Raw genomic sequence first — 12,700 nt, 5'->3', positions numbered from 1 at the left:
GACTTGGTAATTGCAAACCACCGGAAAACAAATTCCGGTGGTTTGTTGTTTTATGATTAATTGCTATTTTTACCAATGGTATGCAGGCATACTATTCTCCAATGCCTGTGTTACGCTCCAAACTAAATATCAGACATATATGAATGCATACATAGTTGCCGGTTACCGTAGCGCCGTCGGAAAAGCTTCCCGGGGAGGCTTCCGTTTTACCCGTCCTGACGACCTCGGAGCAACTGTCATCAAATATCTGCTTGAAAAAATCCCTAACCTTGATCCTGCGCGTGTAGACGATGTGATTGTCGGCAATGCGGTGCCAGAAGCGGAGCAGGGCATGCAAATGGGCCGTTACGTGGCTTTGCTGGCACTTCCGAAAAACGTTTCGGGCATTACGATCAACCGTTATTGCGGCAGCGGCGTGGAAGCCATTGCCATGGCATCAGCGAAAATTCATGCCGGAATGGCCGATTGCATCATTGCAGGTGGAACAGAATCCATGTCACTAGTTCCTACAATGGGCTGGAAAACAGCATTGAACTATGACATTGCACACACCAACCCGGATTACTATTTAAGCATGGGCCTGACCGCCGAGCAGGTTGCGAAAGATTACAACATCAGCCGCGAGAAGCAGGATGAATTCGCTTTCAGCTCGCACCAGAAAGCATTAAGGGCGCAGAAAGAGGGCCGGTTTGCGGACGGAATTGTGCCAGTAACGGTGAAGGAAACGTATTTTGATGCTGCCTCCGGCAAAAAGAAAACGAAGGAAACCGTGGTAAGCCAGGACGAAGGCCCGCGTGCGGACACGACTTTGGAAGCATTGAATAAATTGAAACCCGTTTTTGCAGCCGGAGGAACCGTAACCGCAGGAAATTCATCCCAAACTTCCGACGGAGCAGCATTTGTCATGGTCATGTCGGAGAAGATGGTGGAGGAGCTGAATTTGAAACCCATTGCTAAAATGCTTTCCTATGCAACTGCCGGAGTGGACCCGCGGGTTATGGGAATCGGACCGGTGGCTGCTATCCCTATTGCATTGAAACAAGCGGGATTAAAACTGAATGACATTGAACAAATAGAACTGAATGAAGCATTTGCGGCACAATCGCTGGCAGTGATCCAGGAACTGGACATTAACCCGGAAATTGTGAATCCTAATGGTGGTGCAATCGCTTTGGGACACGCATTGGGATCAACCGGTGCGCGGCTTTCTGTGCAGTTATTCAATGAAATGGAACGCAGAAATCAAAAATACGGCATGGTAACAGCCTGTGTTGGCGGCGGACAAGGCGTTGCAGGAATTTTTGAAAGGTTAAATTAAACCGTTCGGTAATTGCATAACTTATTTTACGGTCTCCGTTGAAGAATGAACCATCTTCGGCGGAGATTCTTTATTTTTGCCCCAAAACATACACACCTCTGCATGGATGTATCCATTATCATTATCAATTATCGGACGCCTCAGCTCATAATCAATTGTTTAGACTCTATTTATCAGTTTACTTCAGGCATTTCTTTTGAGATTATTGTTGTTGATAATGATCCGGAAAACGGTGGTGGCGAATTAGTCAGAAGGGCATATCCGGAGATTACATGGATTAACGCGCCTTCTAACGACGGTTTTGGGATTGCTAATAACAGGGGAATGGCCGTAGCAAAAGGAAAATATTTTCTGCTGCTGAATGCGGACACATTAATTACCGACAATGTCATTCACCGCTGCTTCGAACGCCTGAATGTGCGAACCGACATTATCGCATGCGGCGCACTCCAATATTACGCCGACGGCACGCCAATGCCTTTTTACCAAAGTTTTAACGACTTCCGCCGCACATTTTTCATCCTTCCGATCAGTAATACCGTAGATAAGGTCGTGAAAAAGCTTTATCCTGATCCCCAATATGCCGATCCTGACCAGTATGACTGGCTTGTGGGCGCTTTCATTTTTGTTCGCAGGGAAGGATTTGAGAAAACAGGCGGGTTCAGTGATGATTTCTTTATGTATGGCGAAGATGTTGAATGGTCGGGGCGGCTTGGGAAGCTGGGGAAGCTTTGCTATTTCAAAGACTGCAAGTTCATTCACCTGGAAAACAAAAATCCTTTCCGGCGGACGAATATTTCGTGGATCAACCGTTTCAGCACGCAAATGCAGATTTCCAACTTCCTGTGGGTGCGGAAACAATATGGAATGCTTCAGTATTTGCTGCTCATTGCACATTACATTCTTATGATCCCCGTTATTTATGGCTGGAAAATGGCTTTAAACCTGAAAAAAGACGGTAACCCCTTCACGGAACTGCGAACGCAACATATATATGTGCGCAAAACCAGGGTCATCCTGAAATATTTTTGGAAAACACTCCTATTGAAGAAAGGGCTCTACAAGATAAAGCCCGAAGAAAATATTGATCTGCTAACAGCTGTACATGAACAACGTTAAGAAAAAGATCCTCTTCTTTACTCCTTATGCAACGCGGACAGGGTCAGAAATGATGCTGCTTTATATCGTGAACAAAATTGACCGAAGCCGCTTTGATATCGGCATTGTAAGTTTTGCAAATGGTGAATTATTGAAAGAATTTCCCTCGGACATTCCCGTTTTTATAGCGCCTAAAACTTTCAATATCGTGGAAAAGATCTCTTTTCACCTTGGGATCCATCCTACATTGAAATATCTCAGAAAACTGGCAAAGGATTTCAAGGCTGATTTTTGGTATGTAAATACAACGATGATGCCTGAAACGATTGTGGTTGCCAAGGAATTTTCCATTCCGGTGATCACACATTTTCATGAAATGCCATTGACCTACACTTATTTAAGTTCGCCGGACTTCAAAAGCATTATCGATTATTCCAGCCTGCTTATCGGCTGCTCGCAAACGACTTGTGAACCGATTAAAGATGCCGGTGGAAAAAATGTGGAGCTGCTTTATTCTTTTATTGATCACACCCTTGTAAAAAAAGATGAGAGGCGCACAGCCGAGCTGAAACGGGCATTAGGCATTCCAGCCGATGATTTTGTGTGGATTCTGTCGGGAATGACCTCGGAAAGAAAAGGTTTTGATATGTTACCCGATCTTGCACAAGAACTTAACGATCCGCGCGTTCACCTGATATGGGTGGGAGCAAGCATTGATGACGGGCTCGTTTATTACACAGAACAACGTTGCAGGAATTCAAAATCGGCGACGAAAATTCACCTCGTCGGAAAGCAGAAAGAAGATTATTATAATTACCTTAACATGGGAAATGGGTTTTTACTCACGTCCCGTCAGGACCCGTTTCCTTTGGTGATGATTGAAGCTGCGCTGCTCGGTAAGCCTATTGTTTCATTTCCTTCTGGTGGTGTTTCGGAATTTGTAAAAGAAGGCATGGGCATTGTTACTCAGGATATTAGTATAAAACAAATGGTAAAAGGAATCCGCTCGGTAATGAGCGGCGAAACGGCAACCAGCAGTGAAAAAAGCATTGAAGTAGCCAGTCGGTTCAACGTGGACAATGGTTATAAAAACTGGATCGAATTAATAGATAAAAATTATTAGCATGCATCATTCTACGTACGGGTCTAAATTGCTCACGAAGATATTCTTTGTGGTTTTGGCTTGGACTATCTCTTTTCAAACGCTCCATGCCCAGACCAATCCTGGAACGACCGAGGCGGACAACCAGCGCTATCTGGCACTGATGCTGCTTAATGTGTTGGATAAAGATGAAAAGGGCCCTGAGCTGGATCTGATCAGGTCGGCACATGCGTACGGAATGAATGCGGTTTATCTTACCATTCCCTGGGATAAAATCTATTATACCTCACCGACAGACAAGCCGCTTTGGGACAAATTCGACCAGCAAATCAAAACAGCTACGGATTTGGGAATGAAGGTGGCGCTGCGCATTCACCTGGGCAGGCATAGCACGCGGATTAAGGGCTTTTGGGAACCTTCGGACAGCCATATGAGCTCCACAGGCAAGCCGGTAATCAGTGGATATCAGGATACTTCATTTGGATTTGATAATGATGCGATCTCGGCAAAAGCACAAGCATTTGTCAAGGAAACGGTTACTCGATATAAATATCTTCAGACCAACAAACAGCTGTTATTCGTTTCCATAACGACCACGGGAACGCAGGAAGGCGAATATCCTGGCAGTCTGATCGAAAATGGCAAGGAAAGCCCTGCGGTATACGATTATTCCAGGTCCATGATAACCGGGTTCAGGGAGTTTTTGATATCACATTATAAGAAGCTCCAGCGCCTCAATTATTTATGGGGGATCAACCACAAGAATTTCGAAGAGGTGTTACCGCCTGCAACGCCTTGGGAACCCTCAGAATCGTTCCGTCAGCGTGCTGGTAAGGACTGGTACATTTACCGTCACCTTATCTTGAAGCGTTTTACAGAGCAAATGATCACGGCCGTTAAGTCTGTTGATCCGAATGTCAAATTTGTATCTGACTATGGCTCTGTTTTTGACAGAATTTCCAGTGTACGCGGAACGCTGGGTTTCAGGAGTTTAAATGAAAAATCCAACGGTATAAAAATCAATGACGACCTCGCCACGCACGATCACAGATGGTCCGTTGATATCATTAAAAGTACTGCTCCTGCTAACTTTATAATTGCTAATGAGCTGTTTATCAACACAGTATTTGACAACAATGCTCATTTAAGGCAGATTAACGAAAATTTTGCTCACGGCGCAAATGTGGTTGCCGTTGTAGCGTCCGTTCAAAGCACAATGTCGAGGGCCGAACCTTTTCTCCGGCAGGCCGCTCAGACCTGGCTTAACCAGCCGATGAAACCCATCGTTTATACCGATTCCGTGAGTTACAGGCTTTCGGCAGCTGTGGAAAAAAGCGGGCCGATGAATGTTGTTTACGACGAATGGAGAAAACGTGCTTACGCCGATCCGAATAACCCAAAACCAGTTTATATTGGTCTGAATGAAGACATTCTCGCTCCTGAATATTGGGACGATGCATCTAATTACCCACCGTATGTGTTCAAGCCGGTGCCGATGCAGATCATTGCGGTTAACAAAGATTTCGCTTACAAGCTGCCCATTGATACTTTTTCCGATGTGGACGGAACGGTTGTGAGAATGGAGGTCGGCACTTTGCCATCCTGGCTGAAATTTGAAAACGGTCAGCTGAGAGGACGGCCGGCAACGCTTGGGGATTATCGCATTCAGGTAAAAGGAATTGATGATGAAGGCGGTGTCACGGAAGCATTCCTGACCGTTCGTGTGGATACGCGTGAAAATGCCAACAAGCCACCAACGGTAGATGCCAGTTTTTCAAATCAGACCATTGCTGTAAACGAGCCATTTTCACTGCCCATCAACGATGGCGCATTTGAGGATGCAGACGGTGAAGTGACCAAAATCGAAGCAAGCGAGCTTCCAAGCTGGCTTAAATTTACAAATGGTGTTCTCACCGGAACGCCGCCTAGCTTGGGTGAATTTCGCATTAGTTTGAAGGCATATGACGATCTGAATGCCTTTGTGGAAACCTATTTCACGATTAAAGTCGTCGAAAAGCAGTTCCTTAATGCGCCGCCTTATGCGGCTGGTTCATTACCAGTCAAGTATGGACAATTAAACATGCCGTTTAACTACATTTTACCAACAGAAATCTTTGGTGATCCCGACGGGTATATTTCTTCGATAACATTACAAAACCGCCCATCCTGGCTCAACTTCGCACTCAATACATTTTCCGGAACGCCAACAGTGGAGGGAGAATACAGGCTCATTATCAGGGCCTACGATAATGCAGGGGCATATGTGGAAGTGCCGTTTATACTGATCGTTGAAATCCCTAAATTCCGTTTCGAACTGGTGCAAGGCGGCAGCAAAGTGGATCAGCGTGTGATTAGGAAACTCACGGGCGATGACGTCCTCGCTCATAGCGATTTACCTTCCTCCCTGAATATTTACGCGCACGGAAATTTTGAATACGATAAGGTTGATTTCTATTTAACGGGTCCGTATAACAGGAAATCTCAAACGAAAACTTTCCCGTTTGCACTTTACGAAAATGCCAGCGGATTCGCACCTTATATCGGCCGGTACACCCTCACGGTCACAGCAACGAAAGAGGATTCGGCGATTGTCACAAACTCGATCCAGTTCAGCATTTCCTACGGGGATTCTATCAACATTACAAAAGACCTGGAAGACTGGCGTTTTTTCCCGAATCCGGTGGAAAGCGTTTTCAATGTGAAGCTCCCGGCCGATTTGGACGCTAATGACATTTCCTACGAGCTGATTACAGTTTCAGGGAAAAAGATTGATTTTCCAAAGGAATTTGTTACGGTTTCCGATGACCTGGCCAACATTGATCTTTCCAGATTATACATTTCTTCGGGCATTTATGTTGTCCGCCTGCACAGCAACGGCACGCTCTTAAAACAGTTTAAAATCTTCAAAAAGTAAGGCTTCAAATCACCATTTTTCTCCTTCCGTTTTTACGAAAGGTATGCTTGCATAATACTGCGAATGATATATATTTGCAATACAAGAAGTAGTATGCAAGCATACCTTAATTCAAGCCTTAATCATCAATAAAAGTTAAAGAATATGGCCGTTGCACAAGCGAATAAGACGTCTATTAAGGGAGGTGAATTTTTGATTAAAGAAACCTTATCGTCCCAAATTTTTATTCCTGAGGAGTTTACGGAAGAGCAGCGTATGATTGCAGACACTTGCAGGGAGTTTCTCGGCAAGGAAATATGGCCCATCCTGGACGAAATTGATCATGCAAAAAGTCCCGAGCTGATTTCAGGATTGATGGACAAAGCGGGTGAGCTGGGCTTGTTAGGGACGGCCGTTCCGGAGGAATATGGCGGTTTTGGCATGAACTTCAACACTTCCATGCTCGTTGCAGAAGCCACCGGCGCAGGAAATTCATTCTCCGTAGCACTTTCGGCGCATACGGGCATCGGCACATTGCCGATCCTTTACTACGGAAACGAAACACAAAAAAGCAAATATCTTCCCAAGCTCGCCACGGGTGAATGGAAAGCAGCATATTGTTTAACAGAGCCGGATTCCGGCTCGGATGCCAACTCAGGTAAAACCAAAGCAATACTCACCTCTGACGGTCAACATTATGCCATTACCGGCCAGAAAATGTGGATTACCAATGGCGGTTTTGCAGATGTGTTTATTGTTTTTGCCAAAATTGAAGAAAACGGACAAACTGATAAAAACCTGAGTGCCTTCATCATTGAAAAGTCATCCGGTGGCATTACGATGAATGCACCAGAACATAAAATGGGGATTAAGGGCTCGGATACGCGGCAGATCTTCTTTAATGATTGCCTGGTTCCTGTCGAAAACATGCTTTCAGAGCGCGGAAACGGCTTTAAAATCGCAGTTAACATTCTCAATATTGGCCGGATCAAACTGGCGGCGGCAGCACTAGGCGGCGCCAAAAGGGTAACGCAACAGGCCATTGCATATGCCAATGAAAGAAAACAATTTGGCACTGCTATATCCCAATTTGGTGCGATTAAGCATAAGCTGTCCGAAATGGCTACGCAAATGTTTGCCTCCGAATCAGCTTCTTACCGCGTTGGTCAAAACATTGACGACCTGATTTCCGCCTTTCAGGAAAAAGGAATGTCAGACGCGGAATCCAAACTGAAAGCACTGGAAGAATTAGCTATTGAATGTGCCATTATGAAAGTGCATGGCTCAGAAGTGCTTGATTTTGTGGTGGATGAAGGCGTTCAAATCTACGGCGGCATGGGCTTTTCCGCAGATGCGCCGATGGACCGGGCTTACCGCGACAGCCGTATTAACCGGATTTTTGAGGGAACCAATGAGATCAACAGGCTGCTTGTCGTGGATATGCTCCTGAAACGCGCTATGAAAGGCCAGATCGATCTGATGGGGCCCGCGATGGCGGTTGGAAAAGAAATTATGTCTATTCCGGATTTCAGCATGAGCGAAGACGAAACGCTTTTTGCAGCCGAGAAAAAGGTCATTCAAAATCTCAAAAAAGCAGCCTTAATGGTGGCGGGTGCGGCCGTTCAGAAATTCATGATGAAGCTTTCCGAAGAGCAGGAAATTATCATGAACCTGGCCGACATGGTGATTGAAATTTATGCTGCTGAATCGGTGCTGCTACGGGTGGAAAAACGGATTGAGTTGCTTGGAGCTGATGCCAATAAGTTGCACCAGGATATGGCGATCATTTATTTGCACCGCGCTGTTGAGAAGGTAAACAATGCCGGAAGAGCTGCCATCACAAGCTTTGCAGAAAGCGATGAGCTGCGGGTGATGCTGATGGGACTGAAACGATTTACGAAAATTGAACCGGTTAACCTCAAAGATGCACGCCGCAGCGTTGCTGATGAACTGATTGCCAAGAATGATTATGTTTTTTGAAACAATATTTTAGGCGGAGAGCCGGGGTTAAAGCTCGATTACAATGCCTGCACAACTAAAAACCAAATGAATCATGGAAAGCCGGATCTTCGTAAGGTCTGGCTTTTTTGTTGTGATGAAAGGTTTTTTATTCTACCCCAAAATGCGCAAATTTGGGAAACCAAAGTCCTTTGTTTTCACGTTAGGTTATCGGTTTGTTTGAATAAAATATCGCTAAATAATTTACGTTGGATTCTCTATTAGTTACTGAAAAACCACCTTTCATGACCCTGCATTCCCTGGATCTTCGTACAACGGGCCAATTTCCTGCATTACTGCTTGATTATCTTGATCAAAAACCTGCATTGGAACCGTTTTACAGTATTTATCCGACTTTGGAAAATGCAAAAGAGGCCATCATTAGCAAGCAGAATTTCGATATTGAAAAGCGTAAAACGCTGGTTGATGTTTTAGAAAAACAATACACAGGCCTTCCTTATCTGCCCGATTTTTCGATCCTTTTAAAGGAAAATACATTCACTGTCACAACAGGGCACCAGCTCAATATTTTCACCGGTCCGCTTTACATTATTTTTAAAATCGTAACCACGGTGAAGCTCGCGAGAGCATTAAAAGAGGCTTATCCCGAATACAATTTCGTGCCAATTTACTGGATGGCGACGGAAGACCATGATTTTGAGGAAATTGCGACTTTTCATCTGTTTGGACAAACGCATAAATGGACCGGCGAGCACAAAGGAGCCGTCGGCCGCCTGAATCCGAAGGAGCTGGAAAGCATTTTAAAGCAATTGCCGGATAAGCCCATGTTGTTTGCAAAAGCTTATCTCGAAAACACCACGCTGGCCAATGCAGTGCGATGTTATATGCACGAATTGTTTGGAAAACAGGGCCTAATCACGCTTGACGCAGATCATGCAGATTTAAAAAGGCACTTTCTGCCCATTATTAAGGAAGAACTCACCGACTCAGTTTCCGAAAAACTGGTCACAGAAACCACCGGCAAACTCAATGCACTGGGTTATCACACGCCGCTTCACGCACGAGAGATCAATCTTTTTTACCTGGCCGACGGACTTCGCGAGCGCATTACGCGCGACGGCGACAATTTCCAGGTTTTGAATACAGACATTACATTCACCAAGTCGGAAATCCTCGATCTGGCTTCCGAAAACCCCGAATTTTTCAGTCCCAATGTTGTTCTCAGACCATTATACGAAGAGGTGATTTTACCGAATCTTGCGTATATAGGTGGGCCGTCAGAAGTGCCTTACTGGATGCAGTTGAAAGGAGTTTTTGAGCATTTCAATGTGCCCTTTCCCATGTTAATGCCGCGTAACTTTGCATTGTATATCAATCAATTGCAGGGAAAAAAGGTGGAGAAATTGAAGATTAATTACAAGGATCTTTTTCTGGATGAAGTTGCGTTAAGGAAGACATTTGTTGAGCGGAATACAGAGCATATTTTAAGTTTGGAAGATCAGAAAAATGCGTTTAATGAGATTTTTGAGGCGATATTAAATAAAGCAACCGCAGTGGACCAAACCATGCACGGAGCTGTTAAAGCCGAGCAAACGCGGTTATTGAATTCGCTGAAACATCTGGAAAAGCGCATTATTAAAGCCGAAGAGCGCAGCCACGAGTCTGAGATTACGCAATTGATCAGCCTCAAAAACAAGCTGTTCCCGAACGGAATCGCCCAGGAACGCTATGATAATTTGCTGGATTTCTACATTAATGATCCGCAATTTATCGAAAAGCTGTTCGATCTTTTCGACCCGCTGGATTTCAGATACAATGTACTAATTGAAGATAAATGACTAATTAACAGACATTAATCTTTCAATTTCACATCACCAAATCGCGACACGACGGTTATCCGCGTTCCTGATCCGGTTCCTACTTTTCCTTGATATTGCTTTTGTTTATAAGCTTTATCATCCTTCGCCGGCTGCATGGAAAAATTTACATTAGAAGACGGATAACTGAAATTCCCATATGTAACCGTCACATTGAACTGGTTTGCATCTGCCGGCAAGATAATGGACGAGTAAGATGCCTGAATGTCAATGTTCTCCGCTGAATTGGTGAGCTGATCTATCTTGAAATTACCTGAGTAGTTCAGCTTAATCTTTCCCGAACCGCGCATGGTCCCGATTTTCGCTCCTGAATAATCGATGTCGGCATCCAGGTTGGTCACATCACCAATGTTCAGCTCGCCGAACTTGTTGGTAATGAAAACCTTTTTGGCCATATCCAGTTTCAGGTTTGAATATTGGAATTCCAGCTTTCCGCCGTCCATTTTCCCAATTTTAGCGCTCCCATAACGCACATCGATCACATTTTCAGCATTATCAAGAATGTTGGCCACAAAATGTCCATAGCGTGAATCAACCGTCAGCGGCGCGTGGAACGAAGGGATGTCTGTGTCGCCAAACTTGTTACGCACGATCAGCGCATTTTCCTTTGGCATATACACCGTGTAATCGATCTGAATGAAATTCTTGTCGCCTTTTTTGTTGTTCCAGCCATTGTTTCCAAACTGGCTCCTGTCAATATGTGTCGTCAGGTTGATCTGGTTCCTGATCCGTTTTTCGTCGATCCTTACAGCCCCCAGATATTCCGAAGCGCGGCCGTCCGTAGGCGCATTCGCCGTTACAATGATCTCAACCTTAATCTCTTCCTTATTCCAAAGATTAATTTTGACCTGCCCGAATTGATTATCAACGACAAGCTGGTCATTATTTTTAACATCAAAAACCTTCACAATATTCCTTCGTTTTTCAATGAGCCCGTTCTGTTCCGGATCCGGGCTTACTGCCAGCAACAGCTGCGGCAGCATGAGAAACATGCTAAATAACAGGCGCGCTGTCGACTTCTTTATCGTCTCCATTTTTTACTTTATTAATGCGTTGCAAAATTTCTAATTGTTGGTTGAGCAGGTCAACCTGCCATTGTAAGTTCTGGACCATCGCTTCCAGTAATGCTTCCTGGTTGGGAGCATTCGATAAGTTGGAGCGCAGATTTTTATAACTCACTTCCAGACTTTCCAGATCCGCAGAGAAATCTTTATACACCTCCGGATTATTCCGCGCGAGTTTGATGATCTCCTCTCTTTTCTGGTCTATTGCAACATTGTAAGCATTGAATTCCTTGGCATAGGTAGGGACTTTGAGCGCCACTTTCGGATCGCGGGTTATGCCGTATTCATTATTGAGGTAAACTAAAAAACCAATTCCAAGCGCCAGGAACACACCGGCCGCTATGCGCCAGTCAAAATAAGGGCTGTTCAGTCGCCTAATTTTTTTTTTGGATTGCTCCGGCACAATCGGAATCTCGCTGTGTAATTTGCTATCGATCTGGCTCCATAAAGAATCTTGCGGTAAGAAAGTATCAAATCCATCCCTGTTATCTCGCACAAACCGCTCCAATCGATCTTTTTTATCAGAAGAATTTTTCATAGGTTAATCAACTTGTCATGTGTAAATAATGTTCTCAAATCCTTATTAGTTTAGATGGAACTCAAACGATTAAGTTTAAAATTATTGCTGCAACTATTTCGCAAGCATTTCTGTGAGTTTTCTTTTAGCCCTCATATATTGCGTCCTTGACGTCGTTTCGCTGATCCCTAGCACCTCTCCTATTTCCTCGTGATCGTATCCTTCAAATAAATAAAGGCTCAGAACCACTCTGTAACCATCCGGCAGCTTCTGCACCGTGTTGCGCACGCGCTCTACTTCCAGGTTCGTCTCATGCTCATCCATCCCGAAATAACTTTCACTCCGGTCCATGTTCTCCGCCGTTTCCTGCCATTCTTCAATTTCCACCCACTTTACTTTCCGGCTCCGCATGTGGTTAATCGCCTTATTGACAACGATCTGCTTCAACCAGGCGCCAAATGTCGACTGCTGCCGAAACTGGTGCAGGTTGGTAAATGCATCCACGAATGCTTCCTGTAAAGCGTCCTCTGCCTCCCCCAAATGATTCAATATCCGCATGCAGATGTTGAACATGGCTTTCGAATACAACTTATAAAGCTCGTATTGCGCTTTGCGCTCACCGAGTTTACAACGTTCCACCAGTTCGACGTGCCGGTCAGGGTAAAAATGTGTTTTCAAGCAGAATGGCTAATATATATTTGAACGTTCTGTATCAAGGACAGCAGATGCGCCTGCATGTTGCATCAACGGGAAAAAAATTTTCCGTAAACGTCGTTCGAACAATGTTTGATGAACCGTTGTTCTTAAAAAAGGAGCGTATATGTTTGATTTTTGGTCATAATATACCCTAATTTGTTTACTGCAATCTACCA

9 protein-coding genes are annotated in these 12,700 nt (G+C 44.6%); 6 read left to right on the top strand and 3 right to left on the bottom strand.

Going from position 1 to position 12,700, the window contains the following annotated elements; all coding sequences use genetic code 11:
• Positions 1-139 precede the first annotated feature (139 nt).
• The 6 genes from G395_RS0121725 to bshC all read left to right on the top strand — a co-directional run bounded on the left by G395_RS0121725 (position 140) and on the right by bshC (position 10,208).
• Complete coding sequence (locus G395_RS0121725) at positions 140-1,318, top strand: acetyl-CoA C-acyltransferase (RefSeq protein WP_026632006.1); 1,179 nt, start codon at positions 140-142, stop codon at positions 1,316-1,318.
• Positions 1,319-1,420: 102 nt separating this feature from the next.
• On the top strand, positions 1,421-2,437 hold the full coding sequence (locus G395_RS0121720; RefSeq protein WP_026632005.1) for a glycosyltransferase family 2 protein: 1,017 nt from the start codon (positions 1,421-1,423) through the stop codon (positions 2,435-2,437).
• Positions 2,424-3,539 (top strand): glycosyltransferase, encoded by a 1,116-nt coding sequence (locus G395_RS0121715; RefSeq protein ID WP_026632004.1) that lies wholly within the window; start codon positions 2,424-2,426, stop codon positions 3,537-3,539. Before G395_RS0121720 ends, G395_RS0121715 begins: the two co-directional genes overlap by 14 nt.
• 1 nt (position 3,540) lies before the next feature.
• Positions 3,541-6,432 (top strand): putative Ig domain-containing protein, encoded by a 2,892-nt coding sequence (locus G395_RS0121710; RefSeq protein WP_026632003.1) that lies wholly within the window; start codon positions 3,541-3,543, stop codon positions 6,430-6,432.
• Positions 6,433-6,576: 144 nt separating this feature from the next.
• Complete coding sequence (locus G395_RS0121705) at positions 6,577-8,391, top strand: acyl-CoA dehydrogenase FadE (RefSeq protein WP_026632002.1); 1,815 nt, start codon at positions 6,577-6,579, stop codon at positions 8,389-8,391.
• A 263-nt stretch (positions 8,392-8,654) separates the two neighbouring features.
• On the top strand, positions 8,655-10,208 hold the full coding sequence (gene bshC / locus G395_RS0121695; protein WP_026632001.1) for a bacillithiol biosynthesis cysteine-adding enzyme BshC: 1,554 nt from the start codon (positions 8,655-8,657) through the stop codon (positions 10,206-10,208).
• 14 nt (positions 10,209-10,222) lie between these two features.
• Here the strand turns inward: bshC and G395_RS0121690 are convergent, their stop codons facing one another.
• The 3 genes from G395_RS0121690 to G395_RS0121680 form a co-directional block, all read right to left on the bottom strand.
• Complete coding sequence (locus G395_RS0121690; RefSeq protein WP_229204250.1) at positions 10,223-11,281, bottom strand: hypothetical protein; 1,059 nt, start codon at positions 11,279-11,281, stop codon at positions 10,223-10,225.
• Complete coding sequence (locus G395_RS0121685; RefSeq protein WP_026631999.1) at positions 11,241-11,849, bottom strand: hypothetical protein; 609 nt, start codon at positions 11,847-11,849, stop codon at positions 11,241-11,243. Before G395_RS0121685 ends, G395_RS0121690 begins: the two co-directional genes overlap by 41 nt.
• Before the next feature lie 93 nt (positions 11,850-11,942).
• Positions 11,943-12,506, bottom strand: coding sequence for an RNA polymerase sigma factor (locus tag G395_RS0121680; RefSeq protein WP_026631998.1), 564 nt, complete (start codon positions 12,504-12,506; stop codon positions 11,943-11,945).
• Positions 12,507-12,700 lie beyond the last annotated feature (194 nt).

This window comes from Dyadobacter alkalitolerans DSM 23607 (assembly GCF_000428845.1).
GTDB classification, from domain to species: domain Bacteria; phylum Bacteroidota; class Bacteroidia; order Cytophagales; family Spirosomataceae; genus Dyadobacter; species Dyadobacter alkalitolerans.
The sequence above is the reverse complement of the archived record's forward strand: the minus strand, read 5'-3'. Positions and strand labels throughout refer to the sequence as shown.